We start from the raw sequence: 23,508 nt of genomic DNA, 5'->3' as shown, positions 1-23,508 counted from the left end.
ACGGCTGGAAGAGAGCCTGGTGACCTTGGGTCGCTAGGCTCTCTTCCTGTTTCACGACAAGCGTTCCACCGACACCCCCCGTCCCCCTAGGAGCCTAGGAGCCCTCCGTGTCCGCAGAAACCGAGCCCAGGACCGCCGAGGAGGCCAAGGCGCCCCAGGAGGCCGGGCCGTCCGAGGAGCAGGCGCCGTACGGGCTGCCGGGCAAGCCGTTCGCCCGCGGGCCGTTCCTGTTCGGGCTGGTGGGCGGGCTGGGCGTGCTGACGGCCATCGCGCTCGCGCAGATGATCGAGAAGTCGCTCAGCACGATCATCCTCATTGTCGTCGCGATGTTCCTGGCCGTGGGCCTCAACCCGGCGGTCGAGGCGTTACAGCGGCGCGGGCTGGCCAGGCGGCTGGCGATCTCGATCGTGTTCACCGGGGTGATCGTGGCGTTCACGCTGTTCGGCCTGGCCATCGTGCCGCCGGTCAGCCAGCAGTTGTCGGAGTTCATCGCGGCCGTGCCCGGTTACATCACCGACCTGAGCAACCATCCGACGGTCCGCCAGATCGAGGCCGAGTATCACGTGCTCGCGCAGGTGCGCCAGTTCGTGACCAGCACGCTCGGGCCCGCGCTGGCCAGCGGCATCATGGGCGCGGGGCTGGTGGTGCTCAACGGCGTGTTCACCACGGTGACGCTGCTGGTGCTCATGCTGTACTTCCTCGGCTCGCTGCACACGATCAAGGAGTACCTGCTCAAGCTCGTCCCGGCCTCGCGCCGGCCGCGCACGTCGGCCATCACCGAGCAGATCCTCACCGGCATCGGCGGCTACGTCGCGGGCAACGTCCTCATCTCGGTCATCGCGGGCGTGCTGACGTGGATCTTCCTGTCGATCGCCGGGGTGCAGTACGCGCTCGCGCTCGCCCTCGTCGTGGCGCTGACCGACCTGATCCCGCTGGTGGGCGCCACGATCGGCGCGGTGCTCGTCACCGGGGTCGCGCTGTTGCAGTCGCTGCCCGCCGGCATCGCCTGCGCGATCTTCTTCGTGGTCTACCAGCAGATCGAGAACTACTTCATCTACCCCAGGGTGATGAAACGCTCGGTGGACGTGACGCCCGCCGTGACGGTGATCGCCGCGCTGTTCGGCGGCGCCCTGCTCGGCATCGTCGGAGCGTTGCTGGCGATCCCGGTGGCCGCCGCCATCGCGCTGATCATCCGGGAGATCGTGCTGCCCCGCCAAGCTCGGTCCTGAGGAACTCGGTCACCGCCGCGTTGAACGCCTCCGGCTGCTCGACCGCGCTCAGGTGACCGGCCTTGGGGATGACCTCCAGCCTGCCCTCGGGCGCGGCCCGTGCCATGGCCTCGGCGTCGGCGGGCGGCGACAGCTCGTCCTCCTCCCCCACGACGATCAGCAGGGGCACCTTCAGCTCGCTCAGCGTGCCGAAGGAGTCGGGACGGGCGGCCATGGCCCGTTGCGCCCAGGCCACGGCTCCCGGCGGGGCCGACTGCACCAGGCCCTTGACCCGGCCGAAGACCATGGCCCTGCGTTCCTTGGTCGTGGGACCGATGAGCGCCGGCAGCACCTCGCCGACCAGCACCTCGCTCCCCTCGGCCAGCACGGCCTGCGCGATGCGCTCCCGGTTCTCCCTGGCCGCGGGCGGGTCGGGGCTGGCCTTGGTGTCGGCCAGGATCACGCCGAGCACCCGGTCGGGATGCCGCCGGCAGAGCGCCATGGTCACGTAGCCGCCCATCGACAACCCGCCGACCACCGCCCGATCGATGCCTTCCTCGTCGAGCAGCCTGACGACGTCGTCGGCCATCAGGTCGAGGGAGGGCTCGTCGTCGCCCAGCCGGGAGCCGCCGAAACCGCGCAGGTCGGGGGTGACGACCCGGCAGACCTTCGACAGCCCTTCGCGTTGGGCCAGCCACATCGCCGACGACAGCGGGAACGCGTGAAGCAGCACAACCGGGAGTCCGCTCCCGGCCGATCTCGTGTAGAGCTGCACGGACCACACGGTAGCCCGGTTCACGTTGACATTCACTTATTGACGTATGCCGGTATACCGCGATAAGCCCGCCCGGCGTCCGAGCGGGCTCAGCCGATCGCGGTGGCCCCGCCGTCCACGAACAGCACCTGGCCCGTCATGTACGCCGACGCCTCCCCGGCGAGGAACACGGCCGGCTGGGCCATCTCCTCCGGCGTCCCCCACCGCCGCATGGGCACGCCGGCGATCGTGGCGGCGCTCGCGGCCTCGTCCTCCCACAGGTTGCGGTTGAGGTCGGTGGCCGTCCAGCCGGGGCACAGGGCGTTGACGCGTACGCCGGCCGACGCCCACTCGGCCGCCAGCGTCTTGGTCAGGGCCACCAGCCCGGCCTTGGCGGCGGCGTACGGGGCGAGCAGCGGGGCGCCGCGCGCCGCCACCGACGCCACGTTGATCACCGAGCCGGAGCCGCGGCCCAGCAGATGGGGCGCGACGGCGTGGCAGACGGCCATGGCGGAGTCCAGGTTGAGCCGCATCAGCTTGTCCCAGCCGGACAGGCGCAGGTCCTTGAACTCGACCAGGAAGTTCGAGCCGCCGGCGTTGTTGACGACGACGTCGAGGTGCCCGAGCCCGTCGATCGAGGCGGCGACGGCCGCGGCGGCGGCTTCGCGGTCGGTGAGGTCGGCGGCGATCACGACGGCCCGCCTGCCGAGCGCCTCGACCTCCTTGCCGACCTCGGCCAGCGTCTCGGCCGACCTGGAGACCAGGGCGACGTCGGCGCCCGCCGCGGCGTAGGCGAGCGCGATGGCCCGTCCGATGCCCTTCGACGCCCCGGTGACCAGAGCCGTCCTGCCGGACAGGTCGAACGCGCCCACAGTGCCTCCCCGCTCGGAACCGAACAAGATTCTACAAATCTTCGCCCGCCCGCGCCATGCCCGTCCCACCCCGAATCAGGACGGACCCACCGGCAATCGCGGCGCTTCCGGCGCGGCGGGAGCCTGCGGCTTGCCCGGCAGCCCCGCCCCTTCCGGCAGCAGCGACTCGCACGCCTTGACCGCCGCCCCGTACTTCTCCGACAGCGCGTCCACCCGCTCGCCGCCGATGCTGAGATTGACCAGGCCGTCCTCCGAGACGGTGACCCCGGGGAAGTCCGGCAGCCCGTGCGCGCGCACGCACGACGTGAACGCCTTCCCGCCGTCGTCCGGCCCGGCCTCCCCGTACGAGGCCGCCGCGCCGCCCGCGACGGCGGCGAAGACCAGCGCGGCCAGGACCACTCGCCTGACAGTCGAACCCTTCATGGTGACTCCTCCGTTTCGTCCGATGCTCACAGCGAACCCCGCCCCCGGTTACCACCCGGGAACGAGGGCGGTTACCCCGCTGTAACCCCGCTCTGGGCATGCTGGGGCGACCATGAGGGTGCTGATCGTCGAAGACCACGAGGAGCTCGCCCACACCGTGGCCGCCGGCCTGCGCCGCGAGGGCATGGCCGTCGACGTGGCGCTGGACGGGCACACCGGGCTGGACCGCGCCTCCGTCAACGACTACGACGTGGTCGTGCTCGACCGCGACCTGCCCGGCCTGCACGGCGACGACGTGTGCCGGAGCCTGACCGCCGACGGCCGTCCGGCGCGCGTGCTGATGCTCACCGCCGCCGGGACCATCGACGACCGGGTGAGCGGGCTGGGCATCGGGGCCGACGACTACCTGCCCAAGCCGTTCGCCTTCGCCGAGCTGGTGGCCAGGATCAGGGCGCTGGCCAGGCGGGCGCGTCCGGCGCTGCCGCCGGTGCTGGTCCATGACGGGCTGCGGCTGGACCCGTCCACGCGGGTCGCCACCCGCGACGGGCGCCGGCTGGCGCTCAGCCCGAAGGAGTTCGCGGTGCTGGAGCTGCTGCTGTCGGCCGGCGGCGCGGTGGTCTCGGCCGAGCAGCTGCTCGAACGCGGGTGGGACGAGTTCGCCGACCCGTTCACGCAGACCGTGAAGGTGACGGTCAGCCGGTTGCGCCGCAAGCTCGGCGACCCACCGCTGATCGAGACCGTCCCGCAGGCCGGCTACCGGATGGCCGGGCCCGGAGCCGGTTCGGACACGGGCGGAGGTGCCCCGGCGTGCGACGGACCGTACGGCTGCGGCTGACGCTGCTCTACAGCGGCCTGTTCCTGGCCGCCGGCATGCTGCTGGTCGCCCTGATCTACCTGCTGGTCGCGCACTCGCCGTTCCCCGGCGCGCCGACCGCTCCCGTCCTGCCTGGGGGGCCGGCCGTGCCGGAGCCGCGGGTGGACCTGGCGTACCTGGCCGAGCAGCAGGCGGCCGGGCTGCGCAGGCTGCTGGTCAACTCGGTGATCGCCCTCGTGGTCATGGCGTTCGCGTCGATGTTGCTGGGATGGCTGACGGCCGGACGGGTGCTGCGGCCGCTGCACGACATGACGGCGACCGTCCGGCGCATCACGGCCGACCGGCTGGACAGGCGGCTGGCCGCGTCCGGCCCGGACGACGAGCTGAAGAAGCTGGCCGACACCTTCGACGACCTGCTGGATCGGCTGGAGGCCGCCTTCACCGCGCAGCGGCGGTTCGTGGCCAACGCCTCCCACGAGTTGCGCACACCGCTGACCCTCCAGCGCGCCATGGCCGAGGTCGCGCTGGCCGACCCGGACGCCGACGCCGCGGCGCTGCGCCACGTCCTTGACCGCCTGCTGGCGGCCGGCCGGCATCAGGAACGGCTCATCGAGGCGCTGCTCGTCCTGGCCAGGAGCGAGCAGGGCCTGGACCACCGGGAGCCGCTCGACCTGGCCGCCGTCGCCGGGCAGGTGCTCGACCGGCGGCCGGGCCCGTCGCTGCGCGTCGAGGCGGCGCTGCGGCCCGCGCCCGCCTCCGGCGACCCCGCCCTGCTCGAACGCCTGGTCACGAACCTGCTGGACAACGCGGCGCGGCACAACGTACCGGACGGGTGGATCTCGGTCGCCACGGACGTGCGGGCGGGCCTGGCCACGCTCACCGTCGCCAACAGCGGCCCGGTGATCCCGCCCGACCGGGTCGCGACGCTGCTCCAGCCGTTCCAGCGGCTGGAGAGCGGACGCAGGGCGGTCGGCGACGGGCTGGGGCTGGGGCTGTCGATCGTCGCCGCCGTCGTCCGGGCCCACCACGGCACGCTGGAGGTGGTGGCGCGGCCGGAGGGCGGGCTGGAGGTGACCGTCAGATGTCCGTCGGCAGCGGGTACGCCTCCGGATTGACCCGCCGGACGATCTCGTTCAGGACGATCCGGACGTAGGGCTCGCCCACCCACAGGTGCTTGGCGCCGTCCACGCCGATGACCTCGGCCTGCGGCACCCTGGCGAACCGCCGCCGGGCCTCCTCGGGACGCAGGTAGTCGTCGAACTCGGGCACCAGCGCCACCAGCGGCCGCCCGAACCCGGCCCACGCGTCGAGGTCGTCGTCGGTGGCCCTGTGGAGCGGGGGCGAGAGCAGGATCGCGCCCTCGACCAGGGGGTCGTGGGCCCACTTCAGAGTCAGCTCGGTGCCGAAGGACCAGCCCACCACCCACACCCGCGGCAGGTCGTGGAACTCGGCGTACTCCAGCGCCGCCGCCACGTCGAACCGCTCGCCCTCGCCGCCGTCGAACGTGCCGCCGGAGGTGCCGCGCTCGGAGCCGGTGCCGCGCGTGTTGAAGCGCAGCACGGCGAGGTCGGCGAGCGCGGGCAGCCGGTTGGCGGCCTTCTTGTAGACGTGGCTGTCCATGAACCCGCCGTGGGTGGGCAGCGGGTGCAGGGTGACCAGGGTGGCCACGGGCGGCCGGTCGAGGGGCTGGGCCAGCTCGCCGACCAGGGTCAGGCCGTCGCCCGTCTGCAGCTCGATCGGTTCACGTCGGGCGGGCAGCACGGTGGCCGCGCGAATCTCCACGGGGGTCCTCCTAGTAGCGGCTGCGGCCGGGGCCGCGGTCGAGTCTCTTGCGCCAGCAGGTCGGGTGCCAGTGGCGGCGCTCCTCGTCGCCGCCCGGCCAGTCGGGCCAGGCGACCAGGTGCGGCCTGCCGCCCAGGATCTCCTGGTCGCAGCCGGGGCAGCGGTAGGTCTTGGTCGAGGACGCGCCCGTGAGCATGCGCACCTTCCAGTCGCCGTCCGGCCATTCCTCCACCTTGTCGTTGCCGGCGGGAAGGCCGAGAGGGCGGGAGTCGTCCCGCCGGCGGGCGCGGCGGGGGCTCATGAGCGGGGGAACTCGCTCACACCGGCCGTGACGAGCTGGTCGAGCAGGGGGGCGGGGGCGAAGGCGGGCTCGCGGTATTCGGCGTAGAGGGCCCTGAGGCCGTCGCGGACCCTGGCCAGGCCGAGGTAGCCCAGCATCTCGAACGGGCCGGCCGGGTAGCCGCAGCCCAGCCGCATGGCGGCGTCGATGTCGGCGATGGAGGCGTAGCCGGCGTCGTACATGCGGACGGCGTCGTTGAGGTAGGGGAAGAGCAGGGCGTCGGCCACGAACCCGGCCCGGTCCTTGCACGAGACGGGCACCAGACCGGCCACCCGCATCAGGTCGCGCGCCGCCTTGGCGGCCGCGGGCGAGGTGAGCGCGGTGCCGGCCAGCTCGGCCACCTTGTCACCGACGACGTGCACGCCGACCATCCTGGTGGGGTCGGACAGGCGTGCGGCGTACTCGATCACGGGACGGTCGGTGCACCGCAGCACGGTGTCCGGCGAATCGGACGGGCGGAATCCGGACGCCCGCAGCCGCTCGCCGAGCCCGTGGACGTCGGGCCCGTCGATCCCGAAGGTGATGACCGTCGACTTCTCCGGCTCTTTGGGCGGCTCCTGCGGCCCGTAGAAGCCGTGGCCGGTCTTGCGGCCGAGCAGCCCGGCGGTGACCAGCTCGCGCAGCAGCGGCGAGGGCGCGTGCCGGCGGTCGCGCGTCTCGTCGAACAGCACCTCCATCACCTCGTACGCGGTGTCGAGCCCGATCAGGTCGAGCAGCGCGAACGGCCCCATCGGCAGCCCCACGCCCAGCCGCATGGCGTCGTCGATGCCGTCGCGCGTGGCGATGCCCAGCTCCAGCAGGACGGCGGCGTGGTTGAGGTAGGGCAGGAGCAGCCGGTTGACCACGAACCCGGCCCGGTCGCCCGCCGGGACGGCCGTCTTGCCCAGCCGCCCGGCCAGCTCGCAGACCTCGGAGACCACCCCGGGCGCGGTCACCACCGTGCCCACCACCTCGACCAGCCGCATGACCGGCGCCGGGTTGAAGAAATGCATGCCGACGACCCGCTCGGGCCGGCCCGTGGCGGCGGCGACGGCGGTGACCGGCAGCGAGGAGGTGTTGGTGGCCAGGACGGTCTCGGGCTTGCAGATGCGGTCGAGGTCCTGGAACAGCGAGATCTTGTGGTCGAGCACCTCGGGGATCGCCTCGATCACGAGGTCGACCTCGCGCAGGTCCTCGCGCGAGGTGGTCAGCGTGATGCGACCCAGGATCGCGGCCCGCTGCTCGGCCGTCAGCTTGCCCCGGTCGGCCGCCCTGGCCGTGGAGCGCTCGACGTGCCCGCGCCCTCGGGCCAGCGCCTCGACGTCGGCCTCGACGCCGATCACCCGCAGCCCGGCGCGCGCGAAGACCTCGGCGATCCCGGCACCCATCGTGCCGAGCCCGACAACTCCCACCGTTTCAAACGCCATGCGACCAGTTTTCCAGAGCCGCTAAGGTGGGACGTCATGCGGCTGGTCATCGCGCGATGCAGCGTGGATTACATCGGACGGCTCACGGCACATCTGCCGATGGCGCCTAGGCTCGTCCTCATCAAGGCGGACGGGAGCGTCAGCATCCACGCCGACGACCGCGCCTTCAAACCGCTCAACTGGATGAACCCGCCGTGCAAGCTCAAGGAGGACGGCGGCACCTGGACGGTCACCCACGGCAAGACCGGCGAGAAGCTGGTCCTGACGATGGAGGAGATCATCCACGACTCCAGCCACGAGCTGGGCGTCGACCCCGGCCTGATCAAGGACGGTGTGGAGGCCCACCTCCAGGAGCTGCTGGCCGAGCACATCACGACCCTGGGCGAGGGCTACTCGCTGATCCGCCGCGAGTACATGACGGCCATCGGCCCGGTCGACATCCTCTGCCGTGACGCGCTGGGCGCGACGGTGGCGATCGAGATCAAGCGGCGCGGCGAGATCGACGGCGTCGAGCAGCTCACCCGCTACCTGGACCTGCTCAACCGCGACCCGCTGATCGCGCCGGTGCGCGGGGTGTTCGCGGCGCAGGAGATCAAGCCGCAGGCGCGGGTGCTCGCCACCGACCGGGGCATCGACTGCGTCACCCTCGACTACGACGCCCTGCGCGGCATCGAGCCGGAGAACCCGACCCTCTTCTGACCCCCCCGGCCCCGAACGGGCCGGGATTTCCCATGGCCTGACATTCCTGTGTTGACAGGTCGCTCATGGACATTCTAGTTTCGACCTATCGAGATTGGAGTGTTCATGAGCGTTCCTTCGTACCTCAGCGGCGATCTGGCGCCCGTGCCCGACGAGATCGAGGCGCGTGACCTTGAGGTCACGGGTGTGCTCCCCGGCGAGCTGACCGGGCGCTACTTCCGCAACGGGCCCAACCCCCGGCCGGGCGAGGACCCCGGTCACTGGTTCGCCGGGCACGGCATGCTGCACGGCGTCCGGCTGCGGGACGGGCGGGCCGCGTGGTACCGCAACCGGTGGGTGCGGACCAGCAAGTTCACCGACGACGCGCCGTTCGTCTCCGACGCCGGGGTCGATCGGGCCGCCGTGACGGCCAACACGCACGTCGTCCGGCACGCCGGGCGCATCCTGGCGCTGGTGGAGAACGGCCTGCCGCACGAGGTGACGCCCGAGCTGGCCACCGTGGGCCCGTGCGACTTCGGCGGACGGCTGACCACCGCGATGACCGCCCACCCCAAGCAGGACCCGCTCACCGGTGAGCTGCACTTCTTCGGCTACGGGTACTTCCCGCCGTTCCTCACCTACCACCGGCTCTCGGCCGCCGGCGAGCTGGTGGAGAGCAGGGAGATCGAGGTGCCGAGGCCGACGATGATGCACGACTTCGCCGTCACCGAGCACCACCTGGTCTGGCTCGACCTGCCCGTGGTGTTCGACCTCAACCGCCAGGGCATGCCGTACGCCTGGGAGGACGGCTACGGCGCCAGGATCGGCGTGACCCCCCGGACGGGCGGCCCGACGCGCTGGTTCGACGTCGACCCCTGCTACGTGTTCCACGTCGGCAACGCCTGGGAGGACGAGCGGGGACGTGTCGTCCTGAACGCCGCCCGCTACTCCCCCGAAGCCTGGTCCACCGTCTGGGACCAGATCGGCGGCGCGGCGGACCCGGCCAGGCACGCGGGGGCCGCCGGCGCCGCCGCCCTGCACCGCTGGATCCTCGACCCGGCCGACGGCACGGCCAAGGAGGAGGCGCTGGACGACCGCGGCGTGGAGTTCCCCACGTTCAACGAGGACCTGCTCGGACGGCCCAGCCGCTACCTCTACACGGTGAGCGCCGAGGCCGTCGTCAAGTACGACCAGCGCGACGGCTCCGCCCAGGTCAGGAGGACCGGCGGCAGCACCGGCGAGGCCGTCTTCGTGCCGGCCGAGGGAGCCAAGGGCGAGGACGAGGGGTGGCTGCTGTCGATCGTCACCTCCGGGGAATCGTCCGAGCTGGTGGTGCTGGACGCGAGCGATCTGTCCGACGTCGCGTCGGTGCGGCTGCCCAGGCGGGTGCCGGCCGGCTTCCACGGCTCGTGGTTCGCGGAGGGGTGACGGTGGACGTCAGGGAGTCGGACGACTTCGACGCCGCGGGCCAGGCGCTGGCCAGGGCCTTCCACGACGATCCGGTGATCGGGTGGCTGCTGCCCGGCAACCGGGGCGCGGCGGGGATGTTCGCCACGCTGGCCCGGCACACGCACGCGATCACCGAGACGGCGCCCAGCGGGGGCGGCGCCGTGGCGGGGGTCGCGCTGTGGGACCCGCCGGGCCACCGGCCCGACGACGAGGCGGCGATTCCCGGCCTGGTCGAGGCCATGGGCGACCGGGTGCACCAGGGCCTGCTGCTGGAGGCGGAGTTCGCCCGGCACAAGCCCGCCGGCCCCTACTGGTACCTGGCCCAGCTCGGCACGGTGCCCGAGCTCCAGGGCACCGGGGTCGGCGGCGCGCTGATGCGCGCGGGCCTGGCCAGGTGCGGCGGCCTGCCGGTCTACCTGGAGAGCAGCAAGGAGTCCAACGTGCCCTTCTACGAGCGGTTCGGGTTCGTGGTCACCGAGCGGTTCACGCTGCCGGACGGGCCGCCGGTCTGGGGGATGCTGCGCCCACCCCAGAGCTAGTAAGCGACGGCTTACCGGTTTATCGTGACGCCATGTCCACGCTGACGTTCGACTCACTGAACCCGGCTACCGGCGAGGTCGTCGGCAGTCACCCGAAACACGACGCCCAGGCCGTGCACGAGGCGGTGGCCAGGGCCGGGGCAGCCGCGGAGTGGTGGGCGGCCCTGCCTCCGGGGGAGCGCAGGCGCCGCCTGCTCGACTACAAGGCGGTCATCACGCGGCGGCTGCGGGAGCTGGCCGCGCTCGTGCACGAGGAGACCGGCAAGCCCGTCGGCGACGCCACGCTGGAGATCGTGCTGGCCGTCACGCACCTCGACTGGGCGGCCCGCAACGCCGCCAAGGTGCTGGGCCGCCGCCGCGTGGCCACCGGCATGCTCGGGCTCAACCTGGCCGCCACGCTCGAATACCTGCCGCTCGGCGTGGTCGGCGTGATCGGCCCGTGGAACTACCCGGTGTTCACCCCGATGGGCTCCATCGCGTACGCGCTGGCGGCCGGCAACGCCGTCGTGTTCAAGCCCAGCGAGCTCACCCCCGGGGTCGGCGTGCGTCTGGCGGAGCTGTTCGCCGAGTCGGTGCCCGAGCAGCCGGTGCTGCAGACGGTGACCGGGCTCGGCGAGACCGGCGCGGCGCTGGCCGCCGACCCCCGGGTGCGGAAGGTGGCCTTCACCGGTTCCACCGCCACCGCCAAGCGGGTCATGGCGGCGTGCGCGGAGAACCTCACGCCCATCGTGGCCGAGTGCGGCGGCAAGGACGCCTTCATCGTGGACGCCGACGCCGACCTGCCCGCCGCGGCCGACGCCTGCCTGTGGGGCGCGATGTCGAACGCGGGCCAGACCTGCGCGGGCGTCGAGCGGGTCTACGTGGTGGACGCGGTGTACGAGCCGTTCATGCGGGAGCTGTCGGAGCGGGCCGCCAAGGTCAAGGCAGGCCAGGACTACGGCCCGATCACCATGCCCGCCCAGCTCGACATCATCAGGCGGCACATCGACGACGCCACCAAGTCCGGAAAAGTAGTGACAGGCGGCCCCGAGTCCGTACGGGCGCCGTTCGTGGACCCGGTGATCGTGGCGGACGTGCCGGAGGACTCACCGGCCGTGCGGGAGGAGACGTTCGGGCCGACGATCACCGTCCGGCGCACCCGCGACGCGCAGGAGGCGCTGGAGCTGGCCAACGCCTCGGCGTACGGGCTGGCGGGCACGATCTTCTCGCGGAACGCCCGCCGGGCGACGCAGCTCGCGCGCGCGATGCGTACCGGGATGACCGCCGTCAACTCGGTGATCTCCTTCGCCGGGGTGCCCGCGCTGCCGTTCGGCGGAATCGGCGACTCGGGGTTCGGCCGCATCCACGGCGCCGACGGCCTACGCGAGTTCACCAGGCCAAAGGCGGTCTCCCGCCAGCGCTTCGCCCTGCCCGGCATGAACCTGACCTCGTTCAGGAGGGGGCCGGATGAGCTTGAGCGACTGATCAGGCTTGTCACGTTCTTGCACGGGCGACGTAAAAGATAATCATCGCGCTCTTTCCCAAATCCGATCATCCGTCCATAATTGTGTGCTCTGGGGGCCACGATCATGTTGGACGGGTGGAATGTGAACCGGTCTTACCGGGGAATGTCGGCCGAGCAAAGGCTGGCGGACAGACGCGAGCGGCTGATGACGGCCGCCTACACGCTATACGCGAAACCAGGTTTCGCGGCGACGACCATCGAAAGATTGTGCTCGGAGGCGCGGATCTCCAACCGCGCCTTCTACGAATGTTTCGGCGGCCGCGAGGAGTTGCTCCAGGCACTGCACGAGCGGTGCGTCGAGGAAAGCCTCGCGGTTGTGGCCAAAGCGTTACAGGAGGCGCCGAGCACGCTTGACGGAAGAGTCAAGGCGGGGATTCGCGCCTATATCGAGTTCGCCGCCGCCGACTGGCGGCGGGCCCGCATCATGCACCTGGAGGTGCGCAGATCGGGCGACGTCCTGACAGCCTCGCGTCAGCGGGCGGTGGACGCCTTCGCCCGGCTCGTGGAGGAGGCCTCGGCGGATTTCCCGCAGGGCCCGACGCTCAATCGGCGACTGGTGGCACTTGGCGTAATTGGCGCACTACAAGAGCTGCTGATCGAATGGATACTGGCCGAGGAGCAGCCGGGCATCGACGAACTCGTGGAGGTGGCCGTGCACATCTTCATCCGCAGCCTGAGTCCGTCGTGACCCGCCGATTACCCGCAGTGATGGGGTCACGAAATAATCACTTTCGAAGTTCTTTCCCGGAGCCCACGCCCATGATAGCGGCCGACCCGAAATCTACATTCCATCTATATTCGGCTCACGGAAAGGGCGCGGGCGACGGCTGATCGGCGCCCGGCCCCGATATGTGACCTCAGGCCACCGCGGCCGCGGGAACCTCGACGTGCAGGACCCGATTCAGCCGGGTCACCGCCAGGATCCTCATGATCCGCGGGGGCACCCCCCGAAGTACGAGGCGGCGTTGCACGCTGATCGCGCGCCGATGTGCCCCGACCAGCACCCCGAGGCCGGTGGCGTCGATCATCTCCAGCTTGGAGAGGTCGAGGATGAGGTCGCCCTCGCCGGCGTCGAGCGCGGCGTGCAGCCGCTCGCGCACGCCGGCCGACGTGCCGGCGTCGAGCCGGGCACCGATCCGTACCGTCTGGCCTCGTGGATTGCGCCGGACGCGCATGCCACCTCCTCAGTCACGCACACGGCGTGTGGTCGCCGGGATCGAAACCCCCGCTCTCCTCCTCTACCCAGCTATCGGCAGTGACACGACCGCCGTCAGCAGGAACTGTCCGTCGCCGATGGGAAGGGCCGTCATGCTCCCGCCCACGGCGGCCATCCGCTCACTCATGCCGATCAGCCCGCTGCCCAGGTCCTCGGCCTGCCTGCGGGCCACTCCGTCGTTGCGCACCGCCAGTTCCGCCTCCTGGTCGGTGAAGCGCAGGGTGATGTCGCAGAAGGTCGCGGCGCTGTGCTTCAGGACGTTGGTGACCGCCTCGCGCACCGCGTAGGCGAACACCGGCGCGACCCCCGGGGGCAGCTCGCGGTGCGGCAGACGCACCTCGCAGCGGACGCCCGCCGCTTCGAGCACTCCCCTCACGCTATTCAGCTCAGCGGTCAAGTCAAGTTCGCGGTAGCCGCGCACGGCCTGCCGCAGCTCACGCAGGGCCTTGCGGGTCAGCGTGTTCACCTCCGCCATCTCGTCCTTGGCCGCCCGGACGTCGGCGTCGGCCAGGCGCACGGCCAGCTCGGTCTTGACGGCGATGGCGGAGAGCTGGTGGCCGACCAGGTCGTGCAGGTCCCTGGCGAAGCGCAGCCGCTCCTCGGCCAGGGCCAGCCGGGTGTGCGCCTCGCGGCCGTCGTGGGCCTGCACGGCCAGGGTCCAGATCCAGGCCCACATCCGGTTGGTGCAGGGCAGCGCCGCGGCCCACAGGACGTCGAGGGCGGCGATGATGACCAGCGAGACGAGGAAGGTGTCACCGCTCTGCGCGAGCAGACCCGTCCCGCCCAGCACGGCCAGCGCGCCGAGCCCGATGCAGACCGCGCACGTCGCCACCCCCAAAGCCAGCGCCCGGCGGCTCGGCAGCCCGATCACCGCCACCGACAGCCAGACCATGGGCACGAACCCCCAGCCCATCGGGTCGGCCCCGCCCAGCACCGCCGCCAGGAACGCCAGAGCGCCGGTCCACACGATCTCTCTCGTGGGATACCGGCGCTCCAGGACCGAGGCCACGACCCGGACGAAGAGCCAGGTGAAGGCGAGCGCGGCGACCGTCGCGGGCACGAGCCGCAGCCAGCCGACCGACCCGGCGCCGAGGCCGAACACCGCCGAGGCAACCAGGAAGATCCACATGATCGCGAGCGTCGAGTTCAGCATCCGGCGGGTCGAGCGGCGTGCCCGCGTGATCGCGTCCATCTAGCCCGCGCGCAGCACGTCGCCGAGCTTGAGCCGGGCGCCCGTCCGCAGTACCGCCCGCTCGTAGACCTTGGCGCCGAACGACAGCACCGCCAGCACGGCCACCGCCATCGCCGCCATGGACGCCGCCACCTGCCACATCGGCACGTCGGCCGCCGCCATGCGGACCGGCATGATCATCGACGAGAACGGCGGGATGTAGGACATGACCGTGGCCAGCGTGCCCGTGGGATCGTTGGTGGCGTAGAAGGCCACGAAGTACGTGACCATGATGAGCATCGTCAGCGGCGACATCACGCTGCTCACCTCCTCCTGGCGGGAGACCAGCGAGGCGAACGCCGCCGCGAGCGTGGCGAAGAACGCGTACCCGAGCACGAACCAGACCAGCACGGCGGCCACCAGGCCCGGGATGCCCGGCGGGAAGTCGGCGGCGAAGCCCGACGCCGAGGTGGCGATCAGGCCGACGGCGAGGATCGTGAGTAGGTTGATCAACCCGAGCACGCCCAGCCCGACGATCTTCCCGGCGAGCAGCTGCCACGGGCGCACCGCCGCCAGCAGGATCTCCACGATCCTGCTGCCCTTCTCCTCCACCACGCCCATGGCCACCATCATGACCTGGCCCATGAGCAGCATGAACAGGACGAGCACCAGCACCACGGCGATCCCGGTCTTGGCGGCCTGGTAGCGGGTGTCCACGCCCACGGAGACCATCTGCAGCGGCGGGATCGTCACCCCGGCCGCGCCGAGGCGCATCTCCCGGTTGGTGCTCTGCATGAGCACGCCGAGCTTGGAGTCGACCTCGCCGTCGGTGAGCACCTTGTCGCCGTTGACCAGCACCGCGTCCACGTCGCCGGCCAGCACGGCCTTCTTGGCCGCGGCCTCGTCGGGGAAGGTGCGCCACTCGAACTCGGCCTCCGGCGCGGCGGCCTTCAGCGGGAGCTGCTGGGAGTTGACCGTGCCCAGCGTGTACGAGTCGTTCCCGCCCATGATCTTGGGCGCGAAGGACACCGCCGCCACCAGGATGACGGTCACCAGCAGGCCGACGAGGAACGTCTTCGTGCGCACCTGCGTCACGATCTCGCGGCGGGCGATCAGCATCAGTCCGTTCACGCCACGGCCTCCTTGAAGATCTCGGTGAGGGTCGGCTGCTCGACGCCGAAGTGCTCGACGCGGCCCGCCTTCATGGCGCGGCGCAGGATCTCCTGGTCGTCGCCTTCGGTCGTCCGCAGGGTGTGCAGGTCGCCGTGGACGGCCACCGTGCCCGGCAGGCCGTCGGCCCAGCCCGGCGCGGGGTCGCGGACGTCCACGCGCAACGTCTCGCCCTCGGCGGCGCGCAGCTCGGCCACCGTGCCCGTGGCGACCATCCGGCCGCCGGAGACGATGCCCACCGAGTCGCACAGCCGCTCCACCAGGTCGAGCTGGTGGCTGGAGAAGATCACCGGCACGCCGCTCCTGCACCGCTCCTGGAGGGCCCCGGCCAGGGCGTCCACGGCGAGAGGGTCGAGCCCGGAGAACGGCTCGTCCAGGATCAGCGCCTCGGGGTCGTGCACCAGCGCCACGGCCAGCTGCACGCGCTGCTGGTTGCCCAGCGACAGCGCCTGCACCGCGTCGCCCCTGCGCTCGGTCAGCCCCAGCCGCTCGATGAGGTCGTCGGCGGCCTTCTTCGCCGCCGCCGGGGCGAGCCCGTGCAGCCGGCCGAAGTACTCGATCTGCTCGGCGACCCGCATCTTCTGGTACAGCCCGCGTTCCTCGGGCATGTAGCCGAAGCGCGTCCGGTCGTCGTGGCCCAGCTGCCGGTCCCGCCAGCGCACCGATCCGGAATCGGCCTGGAGCACGCCCATGACGATGCGCATCGTCGTCGTCTTGCCCGCGCCGTTCGCGCCCACGAAGCCGTACATCTCACCCGGACGTACCGTGAAGCTGATCCCGTCCAGCGCGACCTTGCCACCGGGGCTGTCGGGACCGCCCGCGAAGCGCTTGCGCAGCTCGCTGATCTCGAGCATCAGGCCCTCTCTCTCGTCATGGGTAAATAGTGGCTTTGATGGCGTTCGTCCTGGTAGTCGTGGAAATCATGGAGGTGACATGGAAAGCGCGTCCCGCTCGGATGACATTTGTCATTACGCTGGGTCCATGACGCGTGCCGACAAGGACAAGCCCGTCGTCCTCTCCCGCATCTACACCCGTACGGGCGACGACGGCACCACCAACCTGAGCGACATGAGCCGCGCCGCCAAGACCGACACCCGGCTGGCCGCGTACGCCGACGTCGAGGAGGCCAACGCCTGCCTGGGCCTGGCCCTGTCCCACGGCACCCTGTCCGCCGACCTCGTGGCGGTCCTCGTGCGCATCCAGAACGAGCTGTTCGACGTGGGGGCCGACCTGGCCACGCCCGTGGTGGACGATCCGGAGTTCCCGCCGCTGCGGGTGGAGCAGTCCTACATCGACCGGCTGGAGGAGCAGTGCGACCGGCTCAACGCCGAGCTCAAGCCGCTGCGCAGCTTCATCCTGCCCGGCGGCGACCCGGCCACGGCCGCGCTGCACCTGGCCCGGGTGACCGTACGCAGGGCCGAGCGCACCACGTGGGCGGCGCTCCAGGCCCACGACGACGTCAACCCGCTGACCGCCAAATACCTCAACAGGCTGTCCGACCTGCTCTTCATCGCCTGCCGGGTCGCCCACGGCGGCAACGAGATCCTCTGGAAGCCCGGCGGCACCCGCTAGGCGACGTCGAGGTACGCGCTGGGCGGCGCCGACTCCAGCCAGGCCAGGAACCCGGTGAGCGCGTCGGCGCTCATCGCCAGCGACAGGCCGCGCGTGGTGCCGCCGCAGTCGACGGCGTAGAGGCCGCCGTCGATCTCACGCCGGGCGGAAACGACGAGGCCGCGCCTCGCGATCGCGTGGCGCGGCCTCAGACGGACGCTCATGAGCGGAATCCAGTGGAGCTCACCGTCGGCGTAGCGGGCTACCCCGCTCTGCCAGCCCCGGCTCTCTACTTTCAGCCGACAGGGGACGCTGCCGCGCGAGCGGGCCAGCGTCATCCCTCGCAGGACCACGAGGGCGACCAGCAGCAACAACAAAACCGAAACCGTCGCCACCATGGCCGCCCCCCTGAATCCCGTTGTATGTATTAAACCTCTTCGCCCGCCGCGCGCAGCCGGGCCCTGGCCCGCTTCGCCTCGATCGCCGCGTCGGCGTCCTCCTGGTTGGCCTCGATCGAAGCCTGAGCCCGGTCGAGAGCGTCTCGGGCGGCCGCGACGTCGACCTCGGAACCGAGCTCGGCGACCTCGGCGAGCACCGACACCTCATCGTCGGCCACGGAGATGAACCCCCCGTGAACGGCCGCGACGAGCTCGGGCTCGCCTTCCCGCTTGACGCGCAGCACGCCGCCCTCGACGAGAACGCCGAGCACAGGTGCGTGTTGCGGCATAATACCGATCTCGCCGTCCACGGTCTTGGCAATCACCATGTCGGCCTCGCCCGACCAGATCTCACGCTCGGGTGAGACAACCCCTACGCGTAGCTTCGCCACTTCTGTAGGTTCCTTTCCGATCAGGTAGCGGCACGGGTTCTCACGCCCGTGCCACTACCGTAGGGCGATCAGCGACGCTCGAGTTCCTTGGCCTTGGCCACGGCCTGGTCGATGCCGCCGACCATGAAGAACGCCTGCTCGGGCAGGTGGTCGTACTCGCCGGCGCACAGGCCCTTGAAGGAGGCGATCGTCTCGTCCAGCGGGACGTTCTCGCCCGGCTGGCCGGTGAACGCCTCGGCGGCGTACATCGGGTGCGACAGGAACCGCTCGATCCGACGGGCCCGCTGCACGGTGACCTTGTCCTCTTCGGACAGCTCGTCGATACCGAGGATCGCGATGATGTCCTGGAGCTCGCGGTACTTCTGCAGGATCCGCTTGGTCTCCTGGGCCACCCGGTAGTGCTCCTCGCCCACGACCTGCGGGTCGAGGATCCGGGAGGTGGAGTCGAGCGGGTCCACCGCGGGGTAGATGCCCTTCTCCGAGATCGGCCGGGACAGAACGGTCTGCGCGTCGAGGTGCGCGAACGCGTTGTGCGGGGCCGGGTCGGTGATGTCGTCGGCGGGCACGTAGATCGCCTGCATCGAGGTGATCGAGTGACCGCGCGTCGAGGTGATGCGCTCCTGGAGCACACCCATCTCGTCGGCCAGCGTCGGCTGGTAACCCACCGCGGACGGCATGCGGCCGAGGAGGGTGGAGACCTCCGAGCCCGCCTGCGTGAAGCGGAAGATGTTGTCGATGAACAGCAGCACGTCCTGCTTCTGCACGTCGCGGAAGTACTCCGCCATCGTCAGCGCGGACAGGGCCACCCGCAGACGGGTGCCCGGCGGCTCGTCCATCTGGCCGAAGACGAGCGCGGTGTCCTTGAGGACGTCCGCCTCCTCCATCTCCAGCCAGAGGTCGTTGCCCTCACGGGTGCGCTCGCCGACGCCGGCGAACACCGAGGTGCCACCGAAGTTGCGGGCGACACGGCGGATCATCTCCTGGATGAGAACCGTCTTGCCCACACCGGCGCCACCGAACAGGCCGATCTTGCCACCCTGCACGTACGGGGTGAGCAGGTCGATGACCTTGATACCCGTGACCAGCATCTCGGTACGGGACTCGAGCTGGTCGAAGGGCGGGGACGGCCGGTGGATGCCCCACTTCTCGGTGATCTGGAGCGAAGCGGTCGGCACGTCGAGCGACTCGCCGAGCGTGTTCCACACGTGACCCTTGACGACGTCGCCGACGGGCACCGAGATCGGGTGGCCGGAGTCGGTGACGGCCGTACCGCGGACCAGGCCGTCGGTGGGCTGCATGGAGATGGCGCGGACCAGGTTGTCACCCAGGTGCTGGGCGACCTCCATGGTCAGGGTCTTGGTCTCGCCGCCGAGGGTCACCTCGACGTTGAGCGCGTTGTAGATGTCGGGCATCGCCTCGACGGGGAACTCCACGTCGACGACGGGCCCCTTGACGCTGGCCACACGACCGGCACCGGCCGACGTGGGCTCAACAGTCTCAACAGCCTCTGCAGTCATTTCACTCTTTCCCCGCTGCGGCGTCAGCCAGCGCGTTGGCGCCACCGACGATCTCGCTGATTTCCTGGGTGATCTCGGCCTGGCGAGCCTGGTTCATCTGCATGGTGAACACGCGGATCAGCTCGTTGGCGTTGTCCGTGGCGGACTTCATGGCGCGGCGGCGCGCAGCCTCCTCCGAAGCAGCCGACTGCAGCAGCGCCGTGAAGATGCGGGACTCCACATAGCGCGGCAGCAGCGTTTCGAGGACGTCGCCCGCGGTGGGCTCGAACTCGAAGTACGGCGGGATCGTCTCGCTCGCCGTCGCCTCGGTCTCCTCGACCTCCAGCGGCAGCACGCGCTTGACCACGACGTTCTGGGTCAGCATCGAGACGAACTCGGTCGAGACGATGTGGATCTCGTCGATCCCCGCCTCTTCCTTGAAGGAGTCGATCAGGATCTGCGCGATCTCCTTGGCGTCGGCGTAGGCCGGCTTCCTGGAGAAGCCCACCCACTGGCCGCCCATCGTACGGTTGCGGAAGGTGTGCCAGGTGACACCCTTCCGGCCGGTGACGAACGGCACCACCGTCAGGCCGCGGCTCTCCAGCAGCCCGCGCAGGGCCTCGGCCTCGCGCAGGACGTTGGCGTTGAAGCCGCCACAGAACCCGCTGTCGCTGGTGACGATGAGGACGCCCGCCTTGGCGGGGTTCTCCTTCGCCACGGTCAACGGATGGTCGACGCTGGCCGCGTTGCTGACGACGCCGGTGACGGCGCGAGTGATCTCACGCTCGTACGGCAGCGCCGCCTGCATCCGCATCTGCGCCTTCACGATCCGCGAGGAGGCGATGAGCTCCTGGGCACGCGTGATCTTGGCGGTCGACTTGACCGACTTGATCCGCCGCCGCAGCAGCCTTAGCTGGGCACCCATGAGCTACTTCTCCGTCGCCGGACGGACGACCTTCTTGATCTTCTCCTGGCCGACCTCGCCGGCTTCGAGCGGCGCCACCGGCTCGTCCTTGACCAGGAGCTCGCCCGAGGAGGTGGTGAAGCCCTTCTTGAACTCCGTGACGGCGTCCTTGAGGCTGGTCACCGCGTCGTCCGACAGCTCGTTGGTCTCGCGGATGCTGTCGAAGATGCCCTTGTGGCTGCTCTGCAGGTAGTCGAGGAACTCCTGCTCGAAGCGGCGGATGTCCTCGACCGGAACCTCGTCGAGCTCACCCGTCGTGCCCGCCCACACCGACACGACCTGCCGCTCCACGGGGAACGGCGAGTACTGCGGCTGGATGAGCAGCTCGGTCAGGCGCTGACCGCGCTCCAGCTGGGCGCGGGAGGCCGCGTCCAGGTCGGAGGCGAAGGCCGCGAAGGCCTCCAGGTCGCGGTACTGCGACAGCGACAGACGCAGCGTGCCGGCCACCTTGCGCATCGCCTTGATCTGCGCCGAGCCGCCGACTCGGGAGACCGAGATACCGACGTTGATGGCGGGACGGATACCGGCGTTGAAGTAGTCGGTCTCCAGGAAGCACTGGCCGTCGGTGATGGAGATGACGTTGGTCGGGATGAACGCCGACACGTCGTTGCCCTTGGTCTCGATGATCGGAAGACCGGTCATCGAGCCGCCGCCCATGTCGGCGGAGAGCTTGGCGCAGCGCTCCAGCAGACGGGAGTGGAGGTAGAAGACGTCACCGGGGAACGCCTCGCGGCCCGGCGGGCGGCGAAGCAGCAGCGAGACGGCGCGGTAGGCGTCGGCCTGCTTGGTGAGGTCGTCGAAGATGATGAGGACGTGCTTGCCCTGGTACATCCAGTGCTGGCCGATGGCCGAACCGGTGTAAGGGGAGATGTACTTGTAACCGGCCGGGTCGGAGGCCGGGGCGGCGACGATCGTGGTGTACTCCAGGGCGCCGGCCTCTTCGAGACGGGAACGCACCTGGGCGATCGTCGAGCCCTTCTGGCCGACCGCGACGTAGACGCAGCGCACCTGCTTCTCGGGGTCGCCCGAGAGCCAGTTGTCGCGCTGGTTGATGATGGTGTCCACGGCGACGGCCGTCTTGCCCGTGCCACGGTCACCGATGATCAGCTGGCGCTGGCCGCGGCCGATCGGCGTCATGGCGTCGATCGCCTTGATGCCGGTCTGCAGCGGCTGCTTCACCGGCTGCCGCTGGACGACCGAGGGGGCCTGCAGTTCGAGGGCGCGCAGGCCCTCGGACTCGATCGCGCCCTTGCCGTCGAGGGGGTTGCCGAGCGGGTCGACCACACGGCCGAGGAAGTTGTCGCCGACGGGCACGGACAGGACCTCGCCCGTCCGGCGGACCGTCTGGCCCTCCTCGATGTTGCTGAAGTCGCCCAGGACCACGACGCCGATCTCTCGGGGGTCGAGGTTCAGGGCCAGGCCGCGCGTGCCGTCCTCGAACTCGAGCAGCTCGTTCGCCATCGCCGAGGGAAGGCCGGAGACATGGGCAATGCCGTCGCCGGCGTCGACGACGGTCCCGATCTCCTCGCGCGCGGCGCCTTCCGGTTCGTACGCCTGGACGAAGCGCTCAAGCGCGTCCCGGATCTCGTCCGGCCGGATCGTAAGCTCCGCCATCTCTACTCTGTCTCCCTATTCATTCGGCGCTCACTGCGCCTCAGCCGGCCAACCGGCGGCGGACTTCTTCAATTCGTCCCACGATCGTGGTGTCGATCATCTCGTCGCCGATGCGAACCGAGAACCCACCGAGCACTCGCTTGTCCACCTCGACGTTCAGGTGCACGTCACGACCGTAGGAGGTGCGCAGCCAGTCGGCCAGTCGCTGCTTCTGCGCGTCGGACAGCTCGACCGCGCTGCGCACGACCGCCACCAGGCGCTGGCGCTGCTGGGCCACGAGCTGGCCGAACTCCTCCAAGCCCATTTCCAGGCTACGCCCTCGCGGGTGCACCGCCAGCTGCGTGATCAGGCGCAGGCTGGTGGGGGCGACCTTGCCGCCGAGCAGGTCGCTCAGCAACTGCCGCTTGCCCTCGCCGGGCGCGGCCGCGTCCGCGAGCGCGCGGCGGAGGTCGGGGTTGGCGGCGACGATGCGGCCGAAGCGGAAGAGCTCGTCCTCGACGTCGTCGAGCCGGGACTGGCTCTCCGCCTCAGCGGCAGCGGCGACGACGCCGAGCCGTTCGAGCGAGTCGGCCAGGTCTCCGGCGCGCGACCACCGGGCCGAGACCGCGGCCTCGGTCGTGGCGATGGCCGCCTCGGAGACCTTGCCGCCGAGCAGGGCGCGGATGGTGCCCGCCTTCTGCTCGCCGGGCCTGGCCGGGTCGGACAGCGCGCGGCGCAGGCCGTGCTCGCGGTCGAGCAGATCCGCGACGGCGAACAACTCGTCGGAGAGCGCGCCGAGGTCGGCGCTGCCCGCGACCGCGTTGAAGCGCTCCTCGACCTCTGCCAGCGAGGTCCTGCTCAGACCTCGCATTAGCGCACCGCCTGCGCGTTGCTGCTCTCGAGCTCGTCGAGGAACCTGTCCACGATGCGGCTCTGGCGGGCCTCGTCCTCGAGGGACTCGCCGACGATGCGGCCCGCGAGGTCCGTGGACAGACGGCCGATCTCCGTGCGGAGCTGCGCGAACGCGGCGGCACGGTCGGCCTCGATCTGGGCGTGCGCGGCCTCGACGAGACGACGGGCCTCGGCCTGCGCCTCCTCGCGGAGCTCCGCCTTGATCTGCGCGGCCTGCTCGCGAGCCTCTTCACGGAGCCTGCCGGCTTCGCGGCGGGCCTCCTCAAGCTGCTGCGCGTACTGCCGCTGGAGGTTCTGCGCCTCGGCCTGGGCCTCCTCAGCCCTCTTGATGCCACCCTCGATCGCGTCGGTCCGCTCGGCCAGAGTCTTCTGGATGCGCGGAACGAGAATCTTGCCGACGACGAGGAGGACGACGAGGAACGAGAAGATACCGACGACGAGCTCGAACGTGTGCGGAAGGAGCGGGTTCGCCCCTTCTTCCTGCGCGAGGAGCGTAGCTGCCTTAATCATGGGTGCAGCCTTTCGTCAGAATTCTTCTGGTCCTAGATGCCCTGGAAGATGAAGGGCGCGACCAGACCGATCAGGGCGAGGGCCTCGGTGAGGACGAAGCCGAGGAGCATGTTCTGGCGAATCAGGCCGTAAGCCTCGGGCTGACGCGCGATGGCCTGCACGCCCTGACCGAAGATGATGCCGACGCCGATGCCGGGGCCGATGGCGGCGAGACCGTAACCGATGGCGGTGACGTTGCCGGAGACCTCAGCGAGAACGCTCATTGCTATTTCCTTTACTGGACGGCCGGTGAAGGGAGTCCCACCGGTCATGGATATTCCGGTATGT

Annotated in this window: 26 protein-coding genes and 1 pseudogene; 9 read left to right on the top strand and 18 right to left on the bottom strand. The window is 70.6% G+C overall.

What is annotated here, in order from left to right:
- Positions 1 to 107 precede the first annotated feature (107 nt).
- A complete protein-coding gene (locus tag ACWCSU_RS04220) occupies positions 108 to 1,229 on the top strand; it encodes an AI-2E family transporter (protein WP_357695144.1) in 1,122 nt (373 codons plus the stop codon).
- Here ACWCSU_RS04220 and ACWCSU_RS04215 read toward each other — a convergent pair.
- The 3 genes from ACWCSU_RS04215 to ACWCSU_RS04205 form a co-directional block, all read right to left on the bottom strand.
- Positions 1,189 to 1,941 (bottom strand): alpha/beta fold hydrolase, encoded by a 753-nt coding sequence (locus ACWCSU_RS04215; RefSeq protein ID WP_364088982.1) that lies wholly within the window; start codon positions 1,939 to 1,941, stop codon positions 1,189 to 1,191. The two genes, ACWCSU_RS04220 and ACWCSU_RS04215, sit on opposite strands and share 41 nt — an antisense overlap.
- Positions 1,942 to 2,072: 131 nt before the next feature.
- Entirely contained in the window at positions 2,073 to 2,834 is a 762-nt protein-coding gene (locus tag ACWCSU_RS04210) for an SDR family NAD(P)-dependent oxidoreductase (RefSeq protein ID WP_397040101.1), read from the bottom strand.
- A 75-nt stretch (positions 2,835 to 2,909) separates the two neighbouring features.
- Entirely contained in the window at positions 2,910 to 3,257 is a 348-nt protein-coding gene (locus ACWCSU_RS04205; protein WP_449933459.1) for a hypothetical protein, read from the bottom strand.
- A 112-nt stretch (positions 3,258 to 3,369) separates the two neighbouring features.
- Between ACWCSU_RS04205 and ACWCSU_RS04200 the strand changes: the two are divergent.
- Together ACWCSU_RS04200 and ACWCSU_RS04195 are read left to right on the top strand one after the other, a co-directional pair.
- Positions 3,370 to 4,020 (top strand): annotated as a pseudogene (locus ACWCSU_RS04200) (response regulator transcription factor); the annotation flags it as partial.
- A 44-nt stretch (positions 4,021 to 4,064) separates the two neighbouring features.
- Positions 4,065 to 5,186, top strand: coding sequence for a sensor histidine kinase (locus tag ACWCSU_RS04195; RefSeq protein ID WP_449933457.1), 1,122 nt, complete (start codon positions 4,065 to 4,067; stop codon positions 5,184 to 5,186).
- On the opposite strand, the gene ACWCSU_RS04190 is transcribed toward ACWCSU_RS04195, so the two are convergent.
- The 3 genes from ACWCSU_RS04190 to ACWCSU_RS04180 are packed head-to-tail and all read right to left on the bottom strand — an operon-like array spanning position 5,149 to position 7,599.
- Complete coding sequence (locus tag ACWCSU_RS04190; protein ID WP_357695134.1) at positions 5,149 to 5,853, bottom strand: alpha/beta hydrolase; 705 nt, start codon at positions 5,851 to 5,853, stop codon at positions 5,149 to 5,151. The genes ACWCSU_RS04195 and ACWCSU_RS04190 overlap by 38 nt on opposite strands.
- 10 nt (positions 5,854 to 5,863) lie before the next feature.
- Positions 5,864 to 6,154, bottom strand: a complete 291-nt coding sequence (locus ACWCSU_RS04185; protein WP_357695132.1) for an ATP/GTP-binding protein — start codon at positions 6,152 to 6,154, stop codon at positions 5,864 to 5,866.
- Positions 6,151 to 7,599: a 3-hydroxyacyl-CoA dehydrogenase family protein gene (locus tag ACWCSU_RS04180; RefSeq protein ID WP_364088998.1), complete on the bottom strand. Its 1,449-nt coding sequence runs from the start codon at positions 7,597 to 7,599 to the stop codon at positions 6,151 to 6,153. The genes ACWCSU_RS04185 and ACWCSU_RS04180 overlap by 4 nt, the downstream gene beginning before the upstream one ends.
- Before the next feature lie 36 nt (positions 7,600 to 7,635).
- On the opposite strand from ACWCSU_RS04180, the gene nucS reads away from it, so the two are divergent.
- The 5 genes from nucS to ACWCSU_RS04155 all read left to right on the top strand — a co-directional run bounded on the left by nucS (position 7,636) and on the right by ACWCSU_RS04155 (position 12,457).
- Positions 7,636 to 8,298 (top strand): endonuclease NucS, encoded by a 663-nt coding sequence (nucS, locus tag ACWCSU_RS04175; RefSeq protein WP_357695128.1) that lies wholly within the window; start codon positions 7,636 to 7,638, stop codon positions 8,296 to 8,298.
- Positions 8,299 to 8,403: 105 nt separating this feature from the next.
- The gene (locus ACWCSU_RS04170) at positions 8,404 to 9,705 is read left to right on the top strand and encodes a carotenoid oxygenase family protein (RefSeq protein WP_449933453.1); all 1,302 of its coding nucleotides are present in this window, start codon (positions 8,404 to 8,406) and stop codon (positions 9,703 to 9,705) included.
- A 2-nt stretch (positions 9,706 to 9,707) separates the two neighbouring features.
- On the top strand, positions 9,708 to 10,265 hold the full coding sequence (locus ACWCSU_RS04165) for a GNAT family N-acetyltransferase (protein ID WP_364089005.1): 558 nt from the start codon (positions 9,708 to 9,710) through the stop codon (positions 10,263 to 10,265).
- Positions 10,266 to 10,297: 32 nt separating this feature from the next.
- A complete protein-coding gene (locus ACWCSU_RS04160; RefSeq protein ID WP_449933451.1) occupies positions 10,298 to 11,770 on the top strand; it encodes an aldehyde dehydrogenase family protein in 1,473 nt (490 codons plus the stop codon).
- A 102-nt stretch (positions 11,771 to 11,872) separates the two neighbouring features.
- A complete protein-coding gene (locus ACWCSU_RS04155) occupies positions 11,873 to 12,457 on the top strand; it encodes a TetR/AcrR family transcriptional regulator (protein WP_357695120.1) in 585 nt (194 codons plus the stop codon).
- A gap of 169 nt (positions 12,458 to 12,626) precedes the next feature.
- Here the strand turns inward: ACWCSU_RS04155 and ACWCSU_RS04150 are convergent, their stop codons facing one another.
- From ACWCSU_RS04150 to ACWCSU_RS04135, 4 genes are all read right to left on the bottom strand, one after another.
- Positions 12,627 to 12,944, bottom strand: a complete 318-nt coding sequence (locus tag ACWCSU_RS04150) for an STAS domain-containing protein (RefSeq protein ID WP_352324282.1) — start codon at positions 12,942 to 12,944, stop codon at positions 12,627 to 12,629.
- Positions 12,945 to 13,007: 63 nt separating this feature from the next.
- Positions 13,008 to 14,177, bottom strand: a complete 1,170-nt coding sequence (locus ACWCSU_RS04145; RefSeq protein WP_449933448.1) for a histidine kinase — start codon at positions 14,175 to 14,177, stop codon at positions 13,008 to 13,010.
- Positions 14,178 to 15,287 (bottom strand): ABC transporter permease, encoded by a 1,110-nt coding sequence (locus ACWCSU_RS04140; RefSeq protein ID WP_364089017.1) that lies wholly within the window; start codon positions 15,285 to 15,287, stop codon positions 14,178 to 14,180.
- A complete protein-coding gene (locus ACWCSU_RS04135; RefSeq protein WP_357695114.1) occupies positions 15,284 to 16,180 on the bottom strand; it encodes an ABC transporter ATP-binding protein in 897 nt (298 codons plus the stop codon). Before ACWCSU_RS04135 ends, ACWCSU_RS04140 begins: the two co-directional genes overlap by 4 nt.
- A 127-nt stretch (positions 16,181 to 16,307) precedes the next feature.
- Here ACWCSU_RS04135 and ACWCSU_RS04130 point away from each other — a divergent pair, with 127 nt between their 5' ends.
- The gene (locus tag ACWCSU_RS04130) at positions 16,308 to 16,898 is read left to right on the top strand and encodes a cob(I)yrinic acid a,c-diamide adenosyltransferase (protein ID WP_357695112.1); all 591 of its coding nucleotides are present in this window, start codon (positions 16,308 to 16,310) and stop codon (positions 16,896 to 16,898) included.
- On the opposite strand, the gene ACWCSU_RS04125 is transcribed toward ACWCSU_RS04130, so the two are convergent.
- From ACWCSU_RS04125 to atpE, 8 genes are all read right to left on the bottom strand, one after another.
- On the bottom strand, positions 16,895 to 17,275 hold the full coding sequence (locus tag ACWCSU_RS04125) for a DUF2550 domain-containing protein (protein ID WP_357695110.1): 381 nt from the start codon (positions 17,273 to 17,275) through the stop codon (positions 16,895 to 16,897). The genes ACWCSU_RS04130 and ACWCSU_RS04125 overlap by 4 nt on opposite strands.
- A 29-nt stretch (positions 17,276 to 17,304) precedes the next feature.
- Positions 17,305 to 17,706 (bottom strand): F0F1 ATP synthase subunit epsilon, encoded by a 402-nt coding sequence (locus ACWCSU_RS04120; RefSeq protein ID WP_080042501.1) that lies wholly within the window; start codon positions 17,704 to 17,706, stop codon positions 17,305 to 17,307.
- 68 nt (positions 17,707 to 17,774) lie between these two features.
- Positions 17,775 to 19,223, bottom strand: coding sequence for a F0F1 ATP synthase subunit beta (gene atpD / locus ACWCSU_RS04115; RefSeq protein ID WP_357695107.1), 1,449 nt, complete (start codon positions 19,221 to 19,223; stop codon positions 17,775 to 17,777).
- A gap of 1 nt (position 19,224) precedes the next feature.
- A complete protein-coding gene (locus tag ACWCSU_RS04110; RefSeq protein ID WP_357695105.1) occupies positions 19,225 to 20,127 on the bottom strand; it encodes a F0F1 ATP synthase subunit gamma in 903 nt (300 codons plus the stop codon).
- 3 nt (positions 20,128 to 20,130) lie between these two features.
- Positions 20,131 to 21,780 carry a F0F1 ATP synthase subunit alpha gene (gene atpA, locus ACWCSU_RS04105; protein ID WP_364089026.1) on the bottom strand — a complete coding sequence of 550 codons (1,650 nt, stop codon included), beginning with the start codon at positions 21,778 to 21,780 and terminating at the stop codon, positions 20,131 to 20,133.
- A 40-nt stretch (positions 21,781 to 21,820) separates the two neighbouring features.
- A complete protein-coding gene (locus ACWCSU_RS04100; RefSeq protein ID WP_397040078.1) occupies positions 21,821 to 22,630 on the bottom strand; it encodes a F0F1 ATP synthase subunit delta in 810 nt (269 codons plus the stop codon).
- A complete protein-coding gene (locus ACWCSU_RS04095) occupies positions 22,630 to 23,181 on the bottom strand; it encodes a F0F1 ATP synthase subunit B (RefSeq protein ID WP_357695099.1) in 552 nt (183 codons plus the stop codon). The genes ACWCSU_RS04100 and ACWCSU_RS04095 overlap by 1 nt, the downstream gene beginning before the upstream one ends.
- Positions 23,182 to 23,213: 32 nt before the next feature.
- Entirely contained in the window at positions 23,214 to 23,444 is a 231-nt protein-coding gene (atpE, locus tag ACWCSU_RS04090) for an ATP synthase F0 subunit C (protein WP_138666586.1), read from the bottom strand.
- Positions 23,445 to 23,508: the final 64 nt, after the last annotated feature.

The organism is Nonomuraea sp. NPDC001699 (assembly GCF_053596455.1).
Note: the sequence above shows the minus strand (reverse complement) of the source record. Positions and strands in the feature narration are given on the sequence as shown.